Below are 18,369 nucleotides of genomic sequence, written 5' to 3'. Positions count from 1 at the left end.
GCCGCGGTTCCGACCGCACCGGCCGCGCAGGTCGCGCCGGCGGCGAGCGCGGAGGTCCCGGCCGCGCCTGCGGCTGATACCGCATCGCAAACGCCGGAATCGGCACCGTCCGATCCTGCTGGCGAGTAACGCGACGCGATACAATGTGTTTTAGACGCCCGGCAAGGAAGTCGGGGGTCCGGTCATGATGACCGTAACCGGCAGCTCAGCGATGGGCTGCCCGATCAGGAAGATGGCTGGATCATGTGCCCAGGTGGCGGAATTGGTAGACGCACTACCTTGAGGTGGTAGCGGCTTAGGTCGTGGGGGTTCGAGTCCCCCCTTGGGCACCACTCCAGCATTCACAAAAAGAACGGCATCCCCTGCCGACCGCGGCACGATCGATGCCGCCGAGCCAAGGCCGCGGCAACGCGGCGTAGCCGAGAGAACACAAGTGCTGGCCGAATACCTGCCGACCCTGCTGTTCCTGATCGTCGCCAGCGTCATCGGCGTCGCCCTGCTCGTGGTGGGCAACACCCTCGGGCCCAAGCGCCCCTCCCTGGAAAAGCTGTCGCCCTACGAATGCGGGTTCGAGGCGTTCGAGAGCGCGCGCATGCAGTTCGACGTGCGCTACTACCTCATCGCCATCCAGTTCATCATCTTCGACCTGGAAATCATCTTCATCGTGCCGTGGGCGACCGTGTTCCGTGATCTCGGGATGGTTGGCCTGATCGAGATGGGCATCTTCGCGAGCATGTTGCTGCTCGGATTCATCTACGTGTGGAAGAAGGGAGCGCTGGAATGGGAGTGAGCGAGACCCGGACTCTGGGCGATCGCGTCTCGGGCCTGATGCACAACCCGGTCCCGGAAGGGCGGCTCGACGACATCCTGCGTCCCGATGGCGACAACCCGCTGCTGCAGCAGGGCTTCGTCACCACCAACCTGGACACCCTGTGGAACTGGGCGCGGACCGGCTCGATGTGGCCGATGACGTTCGGCCTGGCGTGCTGTGCGGTCGAGATGATGCACGCGGGCGCTTCGCGCCTGGACCTGGATCGCTACGGCGTGGTCTTCCGCCCGTCGCCGCGCCAGTCCGATGTGATGATCGTCGCCGGTACCCTCGTCAACAAGATGGCCCCGGCGCTGCGCAAGGTCTACGACCAGATGCCCGATCCGAAGTGGGTGATCTCGATGGGTAGCTGCGCCAATGGCGGCGGCTATTACCACTATTCGTATTCCGTGGTGCGTGGCGTTGATCGGATCGTGCCGGTGGACGTGTACGTGCCCGGGTGCCCGCCGACGGCCGAAGCGCTGGTGTACGGCATCCTGCAGCTGCAGAAGAAGATCCGCCGCGGCACCAACTTCGGCGAGAACCGGCAGGGCATGCGCGGATGAGCAGCGAAGCCATGAATCCGACGGAGTTTGCGGACCGCCTGCGCGCGCGTTTCCCGGACGGCGTGGTCAGCGTCGTCCAGCCTCGGGGTGAGGTCACCCTGGACGTCGAACCCGCCGACTGGTTCGCCACGGCCACTGCGCTGCGCGACGAATCGGGCTTCGACACCCTGGTCGATGTCAGTGGCGTCGACTACCTCGGTTACGGCGCCGACGAGTGGGATACCGACGTGTCATCCGAAGGTTTCTCGCGTGGCGTCGAGGGCAAGGGGCCCGGGCGTTTCGTCTGGGGCGAGTCGCCCAATGGCGCCGCCGCGGTGCCCGAGCGCCGCTTTGCCGCCGTCGCACACCTGCTGTCGGTCGAGCACAACCTGCGCGTGCGTCTTCGCACGTTCGCTGCCGACGACGACCTGCCGGTGGTGTCCTCGCTCACATCGATCTGGCCGGGTGCCGACTGGTTCGAGCGCGAGGCGTTCGACCTCTACGGCATCGTGTTCGAGGGCCATCCGGACCTGCGTCGCATCCTCACCGACTACGGTTTCGTCGGCCACCCGTTCCGCAAGGATTTCCCGCTGATCGGCAATGTCGAGGTGCGTTACGACGCCGAGAAGCAGCGCGTGATCTACGAGCCGGTTTCGATCGAGCCGCGCGTGCTCGTGCCGCGCGTGATCCGTGACGACGCGCGCTACGAAACCTCCGCGCGGGAGTCCGCACAGCGACGCGAGGTGAAGCCATGAGCACGCCAGTGAATGGCGCCGCGGCGCAGGTGCCGCCGCCGGCCAGCGAGATGCCGCTGGTGAACACCTCCGGCCTGCGTAGCGCCGAGATCCGCAACTACAGCCTGAACTTCGGCCCGCAACACCCGGCCGCGCACGGCGTGCTGCGACTGATCCTGGAGATGGACGGCGAGGTCGTGCAGCGTGCCGATCCGCACATCGGGCTGCTCCACCGGGGCACCGAGAAGCTGGCCGAGTCCAAGCCATTCAACCAGTCGATCGGTTATATGGACCGGCTCGACTACGTGTCGATGATGTGCAACGAGCACGCCTACGTGCGCGCGATCGAGACCCTGATGGGGATCGAGGCGCCCGAGCGTGCGCAGTACATCCGCACGATGTTCGACGAGATCACCCGGATCCTGAACCACCTGATGTGGGTGGGCTCCAATGGCCTCGACCTCGGCGCGATGGCGGTGTTCCTGTACGCCTTCCGCGAGCGCGAGGAACTGATGGACTGCTACGAGGCGGTCTCTGGCGCGCGCATGCACGCGACCTACTATCGTCCCGGCGGCGTCTACCGCGACCTGCCCGACCGCATGTCGAAGTACCGCGAGTCGCCGTGGCGCAAGGGCAAGGATCTCAAGCGCTTCAACGCCTGGCGCGAGGGTTCGCTGCTCGATTACCTCGATGCGTTCTGCGACGACTTCCCCAACCGGGTCGACGAGTACGAAACGCTGCTCACCGACAACCGCATCTGGAAGCAGCGCACCGTTGGCGTTGGCGTGATCAGTCCCGAGACCGCCAAGGCGTGGGGCATGTCCGGCCCGATGATCCGCGGCTCCGGCGTCGCCTGGGACCTGCGCAAGATGCAGCCGTACGCGAAGTACGCCGAGGTCGACTTCGACATTCCGGTCGGCACCAACGGCGACTGCTACGACCGCTACCTGGTGCGCGTGGCCGAAATGCGCGAATCGACCCGCATCATCAAGCAGTGCGTGAAGTGGCTGAAGGCCAACCCCGGCCCGGTGATGGTCGACAACTACAAGGTCGCGCCTCCCTCCCGCGAGGAGATGAAGGACGACATGGAAGCGTTGATCCACCACTTCAAGCTGTTCACCGAGGGCTACTGCGTCCCGGCCGGCGAGACCTACTGCGCGGTCGAGGCGCCAAAGGGCGAGTTCGGCTGCTACCTGATCTCGGACGGCGCCAACAAGCCGTTCCGGGTCAAGCTGCGCGCGCCCGGGTTCGCCCACCTGTCGTCGATGGACACGGTGGTCAAGGGACACATGCTGGCGGACGTGGTGGCGATGATCGGCACCTATGACGTCGTATTCGGCGAGATCGACCGCTGATCCCGCGGGACGACGGGCGATCGGCTGAGGACCTATTGAAGAAATGAAAGCGACCGGAAATTTCGAGGCTTGCCAGCACGTCGACCCGATGGTGGCGCTGTCGGACAAGACCCGCGCGCACATCGACCACTGGCTGACCAAGTTCCCGCCGGACCGCAAGCGTTCGGCGGTGCTGCAGGGGCTGCACGCCGCGCAGGAGCAGAACGGCGGCTGGCTGAGCGACGAGATCATCGCCGCGGTCGCGAAGTACCTGTCGATCCCGCCGGTGTGGGCCTACGAGGTCGCCAGCTTCTACTCGATGTTCGAGACCGAGCAGGTCGGCCGCAACAACGTGGCGTTCTGCACCAACATCAGCTGCTGGCTCAACGGTGGCGAGGCTCTGGTCGCGCACGCCGAGAAGAAGCTCGGCTGCCGGCTCGGCGAGTCCACCGCCGACGGACGCGTGTACCTCAAGCGCGAGGAAGAGTGCGTCGCCGCATGCTGCGGCGCGCCGGTCGTCGTCATCAACGGCCATTACCACGAGAAGCTTGACACCGCGAAGGTGGACGAGCTGCTGGACGGGCTGGAGTAGGGCATGGGGCACCACGATTACAGCAAGGGCTACGGCCCGGTCGGCCCGGCGCCGCAGGAGCACAACGTCGTCTACACGACGCTGCACTTCGACAAGCCGTGGTCGTATGACAACTACCTCAAGACCGGCGGCTACAGTGCGCTGCGGAAGATCATCGAAGAGAAGATGGACCGCGCGGCGATCATCGAGATGATCAAGCAGTCCGGCCTGCGCGGGCGTGGTGGTGCGGGCTTCCCGACCGGCCTGAAGTGGAGCTTCATGCCCAAGCACGACGGCGAGAAGTACATCCTGTGCAACTCGGACGAGTCCGAGCCGGGCACCGCCAAGGACCGCGACATCCTGCGCTACAACCCGCACGCCGTGCTCGAGGGCCTGGCGATCGCCTGCTATGCCACCAATACGAAGGTGGCCTACAACTACCTGCGCGGCGAGTTCCACCACGAGCCGTTCGAGCACCTGGAAGAGGCGACCCGCGAGGCCTACGCCAACGGCTGGCTGGGCAAGGACATCCTCGGCAGCGGCGTGGACATCGACATCCACAACGCGCTGGGTGCCGGGGCCTACATCTGTGGCGAGGAAACCGCGCTGATGGAGTCGCTGGAGGGCAAGAAGGGCCAGCCGCGTTTCAAGCCGCCGTTCCCGGCCAATTTCGGCCTGTACGGCAAGCCGACGACGATCAACAACACCGAGACCTACGCGTCCGTGCCGGCGATCATCCGCAACGGCGCCGAGTGGTTCCTCAACCTGGGCAAGCCCAACAACGGTGGCGCCAAGGTGTTTTCGGTGTCGGGCCACGTCGCCCGCCCCGGCAACTACGAGATCCGCCTGGGCACCCCGTTCGCCGACCTGCTGGAGATGGCCGGCGGCATGCGCGAAGGCCGTCGGATCAAGGGCGTGATTCCCGGTGGCTCGTCGATGCCGGTGCTGCCGGGCGAGACCATGATGGGTCTTACGATGGACTATGACGCGCTGCAGAAGGCCGGCTCCGGCCTCGGCTCGGGCGCGGTCATCGTGATGGACGACACCACCTGCATGGTCCGCGCCTGCCAGCGCATTGCGCGGTTCTACTTCAAGGAAAGCTGCGGGCAGTGCACCCCGTGCCGCGAAGGCACCGGCTGGATGTACCGCATGGTGAGCCGCATCGCCAACATGGAAGCAACCCTGGACGACCTGGAGATGCTGCGCACCGCGGCCGGCCAGATCGAGGGCCACACCATCTGTGCGTTCGGCGAAGCCGCCGCCTGGCCGATGCAGGGCTTCCTGCGCCATTTCCGCCCCGAGTTCGAGTACGCGATCGTGAACAAGCGGTTCCTTGTCGATGACCAGGCCGCCGGCACCGTGGAGAAGGCCGCATGAGCGCGCAGCCGGAAAACCCCAACGTGCCTGCCGACCACGTCACCATCCACATCGATGGCGTCGAGATGTACGCGCCCAAGGGCTCGATGGTCATCCAGGCCGCCGACAAGGCCGGTATCCCGATCCCGCGGTTCTGCTACCACGACAAGCTGAGCATCGCGGCCAACTGCCGCATGTGCCTGGTCGAGGTCGAGAAGATGCCGAAGCCGGCGCCGGCCTGCGCCACGCCGGTCATGGACGGCATGAAGATCTCCACACGCAGCGACAAGGCGCTGGGTTCGCAGCGCAACGTGATGGAGTTCCTGCTGATCAACCATCCGCTCGACTGCCCGGTCTGCGACCAGGGCGGCGAGTGCGAGCTGCAGGACCTGTCGCTCGGTTACGGCCGGTCGGTCAGCCGCTTCGTCGAGCGCAAGCGCTCGGTACCCGACGAGGACATCGGTCCGCTGGTGGCGACCGAGATGACCCGCTGCATCCACTGCACCCGGTGCGTGCGTTTCACGGCCGAAGTCGCCGGCACCTACGAGCTGGGTGGCATGTACCGCGGCGAGAACCTGCAGATCGGCACGTATGACGGCAAGCCGCTGACCACTGAGCTGTCGGGCAACGTCATCGACGTGTGCCCGGTCGGTGCACTCACCAACAAGCCGTTCCAGTTCAAGGCGCGTGCGTGGGAACTGCTGGCCCGCGAGTCGCTGGGCTACCACGATGCGCTGGGAAGCAACCTGTTCCTGCACGTGCGCCGGGGCCAGGTCCTGCGCACGGTTCCACGCGACAACGACGCGGTCAACGAGTGCTGGCTGTCGGACCGCGACCGTTACTCCCACCAGGGCCTGTACGCCGACGACCGTGCCACCGCGCCGATGGTCAAGGATGGCGGCGAGTGGCGTGAGGCATCGTGGGATGAAGCGCTCGCGCGCGCGGCGAAGATCCTCCGCGAGAACGGCGCCGACCGGCTCGGGATGCTGGTCCATCCGGCGACCTCCAACGAGGAGGGCGTATTGCTTGCCCGCCTCGCCGACGCGCTGGGCACGGGCAACATCGACCACCGCATTTCGCAGCACGACCTGTCCGACGCCGCCATCGCCGAAAACTTCGCGATGCCGGTCGCCGAAATCGAGAAGGCCGACCTGGTCGTGCTCGTCGGCGGCAACCTGCGCCACGAGCTGCCGCTGGTGAATGCCCGCGTGCGCAAGGCGTGGATGAACGGCGCCAAGGTGCACGTGGTCAATCCGGTCGATTTCGACCAGACCTTCGACCTCGCCGGCAAGCAGATCGTGGCGCCGTCCGCGATCGCCGGTGCGCTGGACGATGCCGCGCTGCGTGAGGCCGCGACGGCTGCGACGCGGGCGGTGGTCATCGTCGGCGCACTGGCCGAAAACGGTGTGCATGCCGCCACCATCCGCGCGGCGGCGGCCGACTTCGCGCGGGCCACGGGGGCGGCACTGTGCCGCATTCCGCAGGGTGCGAACGCGGTTGGCCTGGCGGACCACGGCGTGCTGCCAACCGGTCTCGACGCCGGTGGGATGCTTGCCGAGCCGCGCACCGCTTACGTGATCTACGGCATCGAGCCAGGCCTGGACTTCGCCGATACCGGCGGCGCAATGAAGGCGTTGGGCGGTGCCCAGGTCGTCGCGTTCAGCGCGTTCGCCTGCCAGTCCACCCGCGCCGTGGCCGACGTGATCCTGCCGATCGGCCTGCTGCCGGAGGTGGATGCGACCCTGACCAACCTCGACGGGCGCGAGCAGGTCGTGGTGGCGGGTGGCAAGCTCCCGGGCGAGGCGCGCGCCGGCTGGCGCGTGCTGCGTGCACTCGGCGGCCTGCTCCAGGCCGACGGCTTCGAGTTCACCGACCTGGTCGGCCTCCGTGCCAGCGTTGCCAAGCGCGATGTCACCGTCGCCGCCGGCCGCGCAGTGCAACCGGCGGGCGAGGGCATCGAACTGGCCTCCAGCATGGGCATCTACCGCAGCGACGCGGTCGTCCGTCGGGCGGCAGCGCTGCAGGCGCATCCGCTGAACCAGGCGCCGCGCGCGATGGTCAATCCCGCCGATCTCGACGGGCTGGGGCTTGCCGACGGCGCCACCGGGAAGTTCACCACCGCGCAGGGAACGGCGACGCTGCCGGTCTCGGCGAGCGACAAGGTCGCGCGCGGGACGGTGTGGGTCGAGAGCGGCCATGGCGCAACCGCGCCGCTTGCCGCCGGACGCGTGCAGGCGGGGAGGGCTTGAGCATGGTGTCGGGCATGATCGACGCGATCCACGACGGTTTCCTGTCCTTCGGCATGCTGGGCGAGGGCGCCTGGATCGTGCTGAAGATCCTGCTCATCGTGATGCCGGTGATCATCGCCGTCGCGTTCTACGTGCTGTGGGAGCGCAAGCTGATCGGCTGGATGCACTCGCGCCACGGGCCGATGTACGTCGGCATGGGCATCCTGCAGACCTTCGCGGATGTCTTCAAACTGCTGTTCAAGGAAGTCATCCAGCCCTCGAGCGCATCGCCGTTCCTGTACCGGCTTGCGCCGCTGATCGTGCTGGTGCCCTCGTTCGCGGCGTGGGCGGTGGTGCCGTTCGACGCCCAGCTGGTGCTGTCGAATGCCAATGCCGGGTTGCTGTACCTCTTGGCGATGACCTCGCTGGGCGTGTACGGGATCATCCTGGCCGGCTGGGCATCCAACTCGAAGTACGCCTTCCTCGGTGCGATGCGTGCCGCCGCGCAGATGGTGTCGTACGAAATCGCGATGGGCTTCGCCCTGGTCGGCGTGATGGTCGCGGCCGGCAGCCTCAACCTGAGCGAGATCGTGATGGCCCAGGCCGGCAATGGCGGCCTGTTCGAGTGGTTCTGGCTGCCGCTGCTGCCGCTGTTCGTCGTGTACTTCGTGTCCGGCGTCGCCGAGACCAACCGCGCGCCGTTCGACGTGGTCGAGGGCGAGTCGGAGATCGTCGCCGGGCACATGGTCGAGTACTCGGGCGCATCGTTCGCGCTGTTCTTCCTGGCCGAATACGCCAACATGATCCTGATCAGCTTCCTGGTCGCGATCTTCTTCCTGGGCGGCTGGCTCAGCCCGTTCCAGGGCTGGGGCATCCCGCTGCTGTCGGTCGACGGCTGGTGGTGGCTGTTCGCCAAGGTGTTGTTCTTCGCGAGCGCGTACGTCTGGTTCCGTGCGACGTTCCCGCGCTATCGCTACGACCAGATCATGCGGCTGGGCTGGAAGGTGTTCATCCCGCTGTCGATCGCCTGGATCGTCGTCGCCGCGTTGATGGCGTACTACGGCGTGTTCCTGCCGGGACAATGAGACTGAGATGAGCAACCGCGCGCCAAACCGAATCGTTTCGTACTTCAAGAGCCTGCTGCTCATCGAGCTGCTGCAGGGTATGGGGTTGACCCTCAAGTACCTGTTCAAGCCCAAGTACACGCTGATGTACCCGATGGAGAAGACGCCGCAGTCGCCGCGCTTCCGCGGCATCCATGCGTTGCGCCGCTATCCCAACGGCGAGGAGCGCTGCATCGCCTGCAAGCTGTGCGAGGCGGTGTGCCCGGCCCTGGCGATCACCATCGACTCGGAGAAGCGCGAGGACGGCAGCCGCCGCACCACGCGTTACGACATCGACCTGTTCAAGTGCATCTTCTGCGGCTTCTGCGAGGAGTCGTGCCCGGTGGATTCGATCGTCGAGACGCACATCCACGAATACCACTTCGACCAGCGCGGACAGAACATCGTCACCAAGCCGCAGTTGCTGGCGATCGGCGACCGGCTCGAGGCCGAGATCTCCGAACGCCGCGCCGCCGACGCGCCCTTCCGCTGAGTGCCCGCCATGGACCTCGCTTTCATCGCATTCCTCCTGTTCGCCCTGACGGCGGTTGCCGCGGCCATTGGCGTGATCAGCGTCCGCAACCCGGTCCACGCCGCGCTGTCGCTGGTGCTGACCTTCTTCTCCGTCGCCTGCGTGTGGCTGATCGCCGGGGCCGAGTTCCTCGGCGTGGCGCTCGTGCTGGTGTACGTCGGCGCGGTGATGGTGCTGCTGCTGTTCGTCGTGATGATGCTCGACATCGACGTCGCGCCGTTGCGCGAGGGCTTCGTGCGCTACCTGCCGGTCGGCCTGCTGGTCGCGGTGGTGATGCTCGTCGAGATGCTGGTGCTGATCGGGGCCAAGGTCCAGTTGGGCACGCCGCTGGCCGACGACCCGACGGCAGGCATCTCCAACACAAAGTGGCTGGCCGAGGCGCTGTTCACCCGCTTCCTGCTGCCGTTCGAGACCGCCGCGGTGATCCTGACCGTCGCCGTCATCGCCGCTGTGATGCTGACCCTGCGCCGTCGCGAGGGCGCCAAGCACCAGAACCCGGGTGACCAGGCGCGGGTGCGCGCCGGTGACCGCCTGCGCATGGTCAAGGTGGATGCCGTCCGCCCGCCGCCGCCGCAGCCGCCGCGTTCGCTCGATGGATCCGCGTCCGACGTGGAGGTGAAGCCGTGACCCTGTTTGCCCTGACCCCGGGCCACTTCCTCATGCTCGGCGCCGCGCTGTTCTGCATCAGCGTTGCCGGCATCTTCATCAACCGCAAGAACGTCATCGTCCTGCTGATGTGCCTGGAGCTGTTGCTACTCGCAGTCAATATCAACTTCGTGACGTTCTCGCGGCAGTTCGGCGACCCGGCCGGCCAGGTGTTCGTGTTCTTCATCCTGACCGTCGCCGCCGCCGAGGCTGCCATTGGCCTGGCGATCCTCGTCACGCTGTTCCGCAACCGGCGCACGATCAACGTCGCCGAAATCGACACGATGAAGGGCTGAGCCGGATGGAGTACGCCATTTCCAAGTCGGTGCTGCTGGCGATCGTGCTGGCGCCGCTGCTGGGTTCGATCCTCGCCGGCCTGTTCGGCCGCTGGATCGGTCGCGCGGGTTCGCACAGCGTCACGATCCTCGGCGTCGCCGCCAGTTGTGCGATGTCCGCCTACGTGCTCTGGCAGCTCGTGGGGCAGGGCGCGGCGCCGTTCAACGAGAACGTCTACACCTGGTTCCAGGTCGGTGGCGTCGAGGCGCACGTCGGCTTCATGGTCGACAAGCTCACCGCGATGATGATGGTGGTGGTGACCTTCGTGTCGCTGCTGGTGCACATCTACACCATCGGCTACATGCACGAAGATGACGGCTACCAGCGCTTCTTCAGCTACATCTCACTGTTCACCTTCTCGATGCTCATGCTGGTGATGAGCAACAACTTCCTGCAGCTGTTCTTCGGCTGGGAAGCGGTCGGCCTGGTGTCCTACCTGCTCATCGGCTTCTGGTACAAGAAGCCGACCGCAGTGTTCGCCAACCTCAAGGCGTTCCTGGTCAACCGCGTGGGCGATTTCGGCTTCCTGCTCGGTATCGCCGGCGTGCTGCTGATGTTCGGCTCGCTGGACTACGCCACCGTGTTCGCCAACGCACCGGCGATCGAGGGCATGACCATGTCGATCATCGCCGGCCAGGAATGGTCGGTCGCGACTGTCATCTGCATCTGTCTGTTCATCGGCGCGATGGGCAAGTCCGCGCAGGTGCCGCTGCACGTCTGGCTGCCCGACTCGATGGAAGGCCCGACCCCGATTTCCGCGCTGATCCACGCCGCGACGATGGTGACCGCCGGCATCTTCATGGTCGCGCGCATGTCGCCGCTGTTCGAGCTCAGCCAGACGGCGCTCAACTTCATCCTGTTCATTGGTGCCACCACGGCGTTCTGGACCGGCCTGATCGGCATTGTGCAGAACGACATCAAGCGCGTGGTCGCGTATTCGACGTTGTCGCAGCTGGGCTACATGACCGTCGCACTGGGCGTGTCGGCCTACAGCGCGGGCGTGTACCACCTGATGACGCACGCGTTCTTCAAGGCGCTGCTGTTCCTCGGTGCCGGCTCGGTCATCATCGCGATGCACCACGAGCAGGACATGCGCCGAATGGGCGGGCTGAAGAAGTACATGCCGATCACGTACTGGACGATGCTGCTGGGCACGCTCGCGCTGGTGGCCACGCCGTTGTTCAGCGGCTACTACTCCAAGGATGTGATCATCGAGGCCACACACCTGGCCGCCGCCAGCGACCGTGCCGGCTGGATCGGGCACTACGCCTACTGGGCGGTGCTGCTGGGTGCGTTCGTGACGGCGTTCTACAGCTTCCGCCTGCTGTTCATGACCTTCCACGGCAAGGAGCGCTTCCGCGACGCGCACGCCGACGGTCACGCCGCCCATGACGACGGCCACGGTCACCATGGTGTGCACGAACCGCACGAGTCGCCGTGGGTGGTCACCGTTCCCCTGGTGCTGCTGGCGATCCCGTCGGTGCTGATCGGCTTCTTCACCGCCGGCCCGATGCTGTTCGGGACTGACTGGAGTGGCCACGTCGAGCAGCTGCCATTCTTCCTCGGCGCGATCGAGGTCAATCCCGTACGTGACGTGATGGCCACGCTGAAGGCCGAGCTCTGGCACGGCCCCGTCGAACTGGCGCTGCACGCAGTCAAGGCGCCGTCGTTCTGGCTGACGGTCGGCGGCTTCGTGCTCGCGCTGGTCATGTACTGGTGGAAGCCCGAGTTGGCCACCCGCGCGCGCAACACGTTCGCCTGGCCGGTCCGCGTGCTGGAGAACAAGTACGGCTTCGACGCGCTGTGGATCGACGGTTTCGCCGGCGGCAGCCTGCGGCTCGGCAAGGCCTCGCGTGCGGTCGACACCCACGTGATCGACGGCATCGCGGTCAACGGTAGTGCGCAGGCTGTTGGCCTGGTCGCGCGGCTGGCCCGGCAGGTGCAGTCGGGTTTCCTCTACCACTACGCGTTCGCGATGATCCTCGGCCTGATCGTGCTGATGGCCGTGCTCATCTCGACTTTGAACTGACAAGGACCGCGACGTGACCCCTGTGCCTGCTACAAGCACGCTGCCCTTGCTGAGCCTGCTGATCTGGCTGCCGATCATCGGTGGCTTCCTTACCCTCGCGTTCGGCAACGGCCGCGCCAACCCCGCGCGGTGGTTCGCCACCGGCGTGGCGGCGCTGACCCTGTTGCTGACGGTGCCGCTGTTCACCGGGCTGGACCTGGCCATCCCTGCGATGCAGTTCGTGGAGAACCACGCCTGGATCCCGGCCTTCGACATCCGCTATCACCTGGGCGCTGACGGCATTTCGGTCGCGTTGATCGGACTCACCACGCTGACCTCGCTGCTGGTGCTGATCGGGGCCTGGAACGTCGACAAGCGGGTCAGCCAGTACTACGCGGCCTTCCTGATCCTCGAGGGCCTGATGGTCGGCGTCTTCGCCTCGCTTGACGCGATGCTGTTCTACGTGTTCTTCGAGTGCATGCTGATCCCGATGTTCATCATCATCGGCGTCTGGGGCGGCCCGCGCCGGGTGTACGCATCGATCAAGTTCTTCCTGTACACCTTCCTCGGCTCGCTGTTCATGCTGGTCGCGCTGATCTACCTCTTCATGAAGGGTGGCAGCTGGCAACTGGCCGACATGTACGCACTCCCGCTCACCGCCACCGAGCAGATGTGGATCTTCTTCGGGTTCCTGATCGCGTTCGCCGTGAAGGTACCGATGTTCCCGGTCCACACCTGGCTGCCCGACGCACACGTCGAGGCGCCCACTGCCGGTTCGGTCGTCCTGGCCGCGATCATGCTGAAGATCGGTGGCTACGGGTTCTTGCGCTTCATCCTGCCGATCGTTCCCGACGCGGGTGCCGAGTGGGCCTGGCTGGTGGTGGCCGCGAGCCTGGTGGCCATCGTCTACGTGGGCCTGGTCGCGCTGGCACAGGACGACATGAAGAAGCTGGTTGCGTATTCGTCCGTGTCGCACATGGGGTTCGTGACGCTGGGTGTGTTTATTGCGTTCGCGCTGGTGCGCGACCACGGCAACCTCGACGGCGCGCGGCTCGGCCTGCAGGGCGCGATGGTCCAGATGATCAGCCACGGGTTCATCTCGGGCGCGATGTTCACCTGCATCGGGGTGCTGTACGACCGCATGCACACGCGCCGGATCTCCGACTACGGCGGCGTCGCCACGCCGATGCGCTGGTTTGCGCTGTTCTACGTGCTGTTCGCGATGGCCAACTCCGGCTTGCCGGGCACGTCAGGCTTCGTCGGCGAGTTCATGGTGATCATGGCGAGCTTCCAGCAGCATCCGCTGGTCGCCTTCTTCGCGGCGCTGACGTTGATCATCGGCGCCGGTTACACGCTGTGGCTGGTCAAGCGCGTGCTGTGGGGCCCGGTGGCAAACGACAACGTCGCCAGCCTCAAGGACATCGACGGCCGCGAGTGGGCCGTGCTCGGTGTGTTCGCCATCGGCACGCTGCTGGTGGGCGTGTGGCCCAAGCCGTTGACCGACCTGATGGAACCGTCGATCGCCAACCTCGCGATGCAGATCGCGGCCTCCAAGCTGTAAACCCGGACCCGGTTCGGCGCACCACGCCGACCCTTCAGAGATTTGCCCATGATTGCAGTACGTTCCGCTGCCGAGTTGATGCCACTGCTGCCCGAGCTGGTGCTGGTCTGTGGCGCCTTCGCGCTGCTGATGCTCGACCTGTTCCTGCCCGCGGGCCGACGGGTGGTCACGCACCTGTCGTCGATCGCGCTGCTGGTGGTGGTGGTCGCGCTGATTGCCAGCGGTGTCGGCGGACACGGCGACGTACTGGGCGGCATGTTCGTGCGCGATACCGCGGCCGACGTGCTGAAGATCTCCATCGCTGGTATCGGTGCGCTGGCGATGGTCTACCTCTGGCCGTACCTGCGCGAGCGTGGGCTGTACCAGGGCGAGGTGTCGGTGCTCATGCTGTTCGCCACGCTCGGCATGATGCTGCTGGTGTCGGCCGGCTCGCTGGTGATGGTTTACGTCGGCCTGGAGATGCTCGCGCTGTGCTCCTACGCGCTGGTCGCGCTGGACCGCGACAGCCCGTTGGCCTCCGAGGCGGGCATCAAGTACTTCGTGCTGGGCGCGCTGGCATCCGGCCTGCTGCTGTACGGCCTGTCGCTGGTCTACGGTTCGACGGGCACGCTGGACCTCACCGAGATTTCGGCCGCGGCCCAGGCTTCCGGCGCTTCGACCATGCTGGTGACCGGCGTTGCGTTCATGGTGGCCGGCATCGCGTTCAAATTCGGTGCCGCGCCGTTCCACATGTGGTTGCCCGACGTCTACCACGGCGCACCGACCCCGATTACGCTGTTCATCGGTTCGGCGCCGAAGCTGGCGACCTTCGGCATGACCTACCGACTGCTTGAAGTCGGCCTGGGTCCGCTGGACGACCACTGGCGCCTGATGCTGGCCGGGCTGGCCGTGCTTTCGCTCGCCTTCGGCAACCTCGGCGCGCTGGTGCAGACCAACTTCAAGCGCATGCTGGCGTACTCGACTATCTCCCACGTCGGCTTCCTCTTCCTGGGCTTTGCCGGGGGCGGGGTGGATGGCTTCGCCGCCGCGATGTTCTATGCGATCAGCTACGCCATCATGGCAGCGGCCGCGTTCGGCGCGATCGTGGTGATGTCCAGCCGCGGTTTCGAAGCCGATCGGATCGACGACTACAAGGGCCTCAACGCGCGCAGCCCGTGGCTGGCGGGCATGATCCTGATCACGATGGTGTCGCTGGCCGGCGTCCCGCCGTTCCTCGGCTTCTGGGCCAAGCTTGCGGTACTGCAGGCGGCGATCGAGGGCGACATGCTGTGGCTGGCGATCGTCGGCATCGTGTTCGCGGTGGTGGGCGCGTACTACTACCTGTACGTGGTCAAGGCCATGTACTTCGACGAGCCCGAAGGCACGATGCCGGCACCCAGCGGCAACCGGCCGATGCGCATCGTGTTCGGGGTCAATGCGGTGGCGCTGCTTGCACTGGGCCTGGCGTGGAGCCCGATCATGGCGTGGTGCCAGCGCGCCTTCGCCGGCTGAGGCGAAGGAAGTGCAGGCCCCAGGGAAATAATCCCTGTTAAGGCTTGCGGAGTTTCAAGTCCGTCGCTATCATGGACGGCCTGATGCGGGGTGGAGCAGTCTGGCAGCTCGTCGGGCTCATAACCCGAAGGTCGCAGGTTCAAATCCTGCCCCCGCTACCAGCTTCGGCTGATCAAGGAAGCCTCTTCGCGAGGCTTTCTTTTTTAGCCAACGGCTCGGGCTTGGCGACGCGTTCTGCTCACGCGTCGCACCGACATCCAGCGGTATGGACAAGGGGCCCTCGGGCCCTTTGTTGTTTCCGGCCCCCGGGCCGTGCTTCCGCCCCTCGGACCCGTCGTCGCTTCAGCGCGCAGTCCGCAGGACCTCCGCCAGTCGCAACCGCAGGAGTACCAGCGCGTGACGGACAAAGCGACCGAGATCTCCCGCCTGCTGGCCCCGACCGTCGAGTCGCTCGGGCTGGAGCTGCTGGGCATCGAGTACCTGCCCGCACCGGGCGGGGCGCTGGTGCGCCTGTACATCGACGTTCCCGCCGGCGAGGCGGGTGATGACGGGGAGCCGCGTGCGGTCGGTATCGAGGACTGCGAGGCGGTCAGCCGCGAGGTGTCGGCCCAGCTCGACGTCGAGGACCCGATCAGCGGAAACTACACCCTTGAGGTCTCTTCGCCCGGTCTGGACCGGCCGCTGTTCACGCGGGCCCATTTCGAGCGCTTCGCGGGGCAGACCGCCAAGGTCACGCTCAAGCTGCCGCAGGACGGACGCCGTCGCCTGACCGGCTCGATCGCCCGCATCGAGGGCGACCAGATCACTTTCCTGGTCGATGGCGCGGAGTTCACCACCGCCGTCGACAACATCGACAAGGCGCGTCTGGTCCCGGACTGGGCCGCGCTGGGGCTGGCCCCCACCAAGCCCGGTGGCAAGCGCCGCCAGGACACCACCCAATCCGACAAACCAACCAACAAGCCGGCGGCCGACAAGCCGACCCCGGCGGAGTGACGAGATGAGCAAGGAACTGTTGCTGGTCGTGGACGCAGTCGCCAACGAGAAGGGCGTCCCGCGCGAGGTGATCTTCGAGGCGATCGAGGCCGCGCTGGCGTCCGCCGCCAAGAAGCGCTACCACGACGAGGATGTGCTCGTGCGCGTCGCCATCGACCAGAAGGACGGCAGCTACGAGACCTTCCGCCGGATGGAGGTCGTGGCCGACGACGTGGTGATGGAATCGCCTGACCGCCAGGTGCGCCTGATGGACGCCGTCGACGAGGTCGAGGGCGTCGAGGTCGGCGACTTCATCGAAGAGCAGATCGAGAACCCGGACTTCGGGCGCATCGCCGCGCAGGCCGCCAAGCAGGTCATCGTGCAGCGTGTGCGCGAGGCCGAGCGTGCCCAGGTCGTCGACCAGTGGAAGGACCGCGTCGGCGAGCTGGTCACCGGCATCGTCAAGCGCGTGGAGCGCGGCAACATCTACGTCGACCTGGGCGGCAACGCCGAGGCGATCATCCCGAAGGACAAGGGCATCCCGCGCGACGTGCTGCGCGCCGGCGACCGCGTCCGCGGCTTCCTGTTCGACGTGCGCACCGAGCCCCGCGGGCCGCAGCTGTTCATCAGCCGCGCCGCGCCGGAATTCATGATGGAACTGTTCAAGCTCGAGGTGCCGGAAGTCGGCCAGGGGCTGGTTTCGATCAAGGCCTGCGCCCGCGACCCCGGTGACCGCGCCAAGATCGCGGTGCTGGCCCACGACAACCGTACCGATCCGATCGGCGCCTGCATTGGCATGCGCGGTTCGCGCGTGCAGGCGGTGACCAACGAGCTCAACGGCGAGCGCGTCGACATCGTGCTGTGGTCGGACAATCCCGCGCAGTTCGTGATCAACGCGATGGCGCCGGCCGAGGTGCAGTCGATCATCGTCGACGAAGAGAAGCACTCGATGGACCTCGCGGTCGCCGAGGACCGTCTCGCCCAGGCGATCGGCAAGGGCGGCCAGAACGTGCGCCTGGCCAGCCGCCTGTCGGGCTGGCAGCTCAACGTGATGACGCAGGACCAGGTCACCGCGAAGTCGGAGGCCGAGCAGGCCGCCGCCCGCGAGCTGTTCCAGGCCAAGCTGGAGGTCGACGAGGAGATCGCCGGCATCCTGGTGTCCGAGGGCTTCAGCACGGTAGAGGAAATCGCCTACGTGCCGGTCGGCGAGTTGCTGGCGGTCGAGGGCTTTGACGAGGACATCGTCGAAGAGCTGCGCGCCCGCGCCCGCGACGCGCTGCTCAACGAGGCGCTGGCGGCCGAGGAGGAGCTCGACGAGCACCAGCCGGCCGAGGACCTGCTTACGCTGGAAGGCATGGACGACGAGCTTGCCTTCGCGCTGGCGGCACGCGGGGTGGTCACCCGCGACGACCTGGCCGACCTCGCCACCGACGAGTTGACAGACATCGAGGGCGTCGACGAGGCCCGGGCCGCCGCGCTGATCATGGAAGCGCGCAAGCACTGGTTCGAGTAAGGACGCACGCGATGCCGACGATTTCGCCATGAACACGGGACTGCACCCATGAGGTAGCAGGGCTAGAATTGAACGATCACGCGCGGGGCAGGTCCCCGCGCCACAGGACACGGAAACCGAATGTCGCAGCAAACCACCATCCGCAAGCTGGCCACGCTGGTTAATACGCCGGTCGAGAAATTGCTGGAGCAGCTGGCCGAGGCCGGCATGCCTTTCAGCGATCCCGACCAGGCCGTCTCCAGCACCGAGAAGGTCAAGCTGCTCGGCTTCCTGCGTCGCACCCACGGCAAGGCCGACAAGTCGGCCGTCGAGGACGCAGCCCCCAAGAAGATCACCCTGAGCCGTAGCCGGAAGCAGGAGCTGACGGTCGGTGGCGGCAAGAGCCGCGCGACGGTCGATGTCCTGGTGCGCAAGAAGGTGACCGTTGTCCGTCCTGATGCCGACCAGCCCGCGCCGACCGACGAGCGGGCGGAGATCCTGCGCAAGCTGGAGGAATCCAAACAGCGCAACCTCGCCGAGCAGCAGGCGCTGGCCGAGGCCGACCGCCGCCGCGCGGAAGAAGCCGAGGCCGCGAAGCGGGCTGCCGAAGAGGCCGAGCGCCTCAAGGCCGAGGTGGCCGCGGCCGCCGAGGC

The 18,369-nt window shown here is 66.4% G+C and carries 16 protein-coding genes, 2 tRNA genes and 1 pseudogene; all 19 read left to right on the top strand.

All coding sequences use genetic code 11. From position 1 onward, the window contains the following. Positions 1-247: 247 nt before the first annotated feature. A tRNA-Leu gene (locus ACKVMH_RS08835) sits at positions 248-332 on the top strand. A 101-nt stretch (positions 333-433) separates the two neighbouring features. Then, entirely contained in the window at positions 434-790 is a 357-nt protein-coding gene (locus ACKVMH_RS08830) for an NADH-quinone oxidoreductase subunit A (protein WP_215218164.1), read from the top strand. A 38-nt stretch (positions 791-828) separates the two neighbouring features. Then, the gene (locus ACKVMH_RS08825; protein WP_407074586.1) at positions 829-1,374 is read left to right on the top strand and encodes a NuoB/complex I 20 kDa subunit family protein; all 546 of its coding nucleotides are present in this window, start codon (positions 829-831) and stop codon (positions 1,372-1,374) included. Then, on the top strand, positions 1,371-2,108 hold the full coding sequence (locus ACKVMH_RS08820; RefSeq protein WP_215218162.1) for an NADH-quinone oxidoreductase subunit C: 738 nt from the start codon (positions 1,371-1,373) through the stop codon (positions 2,106-2,108). The genes ACKVMH_RS08825 and ACKVMH_RS08820 overlap by 4 nt, the downstream gene beginning before the upstream one ends. 50 nt (positions 2,109-2,158) lie before the next feature. After that, positions 2,159-3,442 (top strand): NADH-quinone oxidoreductase subunit D, encoded by a 1,284-nt coding sequence (locus ACKVMH_RS08815; protein ID WP_215220336.1) that lies wholly within the window; start codon positions 2,159-2,161, stop codon positions 3,440-3,442. Between the two features lie 43 nt (positions 3,443-3,485). Next, a complete protein-coding gene (gene nuoE / locus ACKVMH_RS08810) occupies positions 3,486-4,013 on the top strand; it encodes an NADH-quinone oxidoreductase subunit NuoE (RefSeq protein ID WP_215218161.1) in 528 nt (175 codons plus the stop codon). 3 nt (positions 4,014-4,016) lie between these two features. After that, positions 4,017-5,369, top strand: coding sequence for an NADH-quinone oxidoreductase subunit NuoF (nuoF, locus tag ACKVMH_RS08805; protein WP_412700002.1), 1,353 nt, complete (start codon positions 4,017-4,019; stop codon positions 5,367-5,369). Next, positions 5,366-7,597: an NADH-quinone oxidoreductase subunit NuoG gene (nuoG, locus tag ACKVMH_RS08800; RefSeq protein WP_215218159.1), complete on the top strand. Its 2,232-nt coding sequence runs from the start codon at positions 5,366-5,368 to the stop codon at positions 7,595-7,597. The genes nuoF and nuoG overlap by 4 nt, the downstream gene beginning before the upstream one ends. 14 nt (positions 7,598-7,611) lie before the next feature. Next, complete coding sequence (nuoH, locus tag ACKVMH_RS08795; RefSeq protein WP_412700001.1) at positions 7,612-8,661, top strand: NADH-quinone oxidoreductase subunit NuoH; 1,050 nt, start codon at positions 7,612-7,614, stop codon at positions 8,659-8,661. Between the two features lie 7 nt (positions 8,662-8,668). Continuing rightward, complete coding sequence (nuoI, locus tag ACKVMH_RS08790) at positions 8,669-9,172, top strand: NADH-quinone oxidoreductase subunit NuoI (RefSeq protein ID WP_215218158.1); 504 nt, start codon at positions 8,669-8,671, stop codon at positions 9,170-9,172. 9 nt (positions 9,173-9,181) lie between these two features. Then, positions 9,182-9,838 carry an NADH-quinone oxidoreductase subunit J gene (locus ACKVMH_RS08785; RefSeq protein WP_412700000.1) on the top strand — a complete coding sequence of 219 codons (657 nt, stop codon included), beginning with the start codon at positions 9,182-9,184 and terminating at the stop codon, positions 9,836-9,838. A gap of 11 nt (positions 9,839-9,849) precedes the next feature. Then, positions 9,850-10,152 carry an NADH-quinone oxidoreductase subunit NuoK gene (nuoK, locus tag ACKVMH_RS08780; RefSeq protein ID WP_412700004.1) on the top strand — a complete coding sequence of 101 codons (303 nt, stop codon included), beginning with the start codon at positions 9,850-9,852 and terminating at the stop codon, positions 10,150-10,152. A gap of 5 nt (positions 10,153-10,157) precedes the next feature. Beyond that, entirely contained in the window at positions 10,158-12,221 is a 2,064-nt protein-coding gene (nuoL, locus tag ACKVMH_RS08775; protein WP_412699999.1) for an NADH-quinone oxidoreductase subunit L, read from the top strand. A 22-nt stretch (positions 12,222-12,243) separates the two neighbouring features. Further along, on the top strand, positions 12,244-13,761 hold the full coding sequence (locus ACKVMH_RS08770) for an NADH-quinone oxidoreductase subunit M (RefSeq protein ID WP_412700003.1): 1,518 nt from the start codon (positions 12,244-12,246) through the stop codon (positions 13,759-13,761). A 48-nt stretch (positions 13,762-13,809) separates the two neighbouring features. Further along, entirely contained in the window at positions 13,810-15,252 is a 1,443-nt protein-coding gene (nuoN, locus tag ACKVMH_RS08765) for an NADH-quinone oxidoreductase subunit NuoN (RefSeq protein ID WP_412699998.1), read from the top strand. 84 nt (positions 15,253-15,336) lie between these two features. After that, a tRNA-Met gene (locus ACKVMH_RS08760) sits at positions 15,337-15,413 on the top strand. A gap of 235 nt (positions 15,414-15,648) precedes the next feature. After that, positions 15,649-16,245: a ribosome maturation factor RimP gene (gene rimP, locus ACKVMH_RS08755; RefSeq protein WP_215218154.1), complete on the top strand. Its 597-nt coding sequence runs from the start codon at positions 15,649-15,651 to the stop codon at positions 16,243-16,245. A 4-nt stretch (positions 16,246-16,249) separates the two neighbouring features. Then, positions 16,250-17,737 carry a transcription termination factor NusA gene (gene nusA / locus ACKVMH_RS08750; protein ID WP_215218153.1) on the top strand — a complete coding sequence of 496 codons (1,488 nt, stop codon included), beginning with the start codon at positions 16,250-16,252 and terminating at the stop codon, positions 17,735-17,737. Between the two features lie 120 nt (positions 17,738-17,857). Then, positions 17,858-18,369 (top strand): annotated as a pseudogene (locus tag ACKVMH_RS08745) (translation initiation factor IF-2 N-terminal domain-containing protein); the annotation flags it as partial.

The sequence above is a fragment of the Lysobacter zhanggongensis genome (genome assembly GCF_046638635.1).
GTDB lineage: Bacteria > Pseudomonadota > Gammaproteobacteria > Xanthomonadales > Xanthomonadaceae > Novilysobacter > Novilysobacter luteus.
The sequence above is the reverse complement of the archived record's forward strand: the minus strand, read 5'-3'. Positions and strand labels throughout refer to the sequence as shown.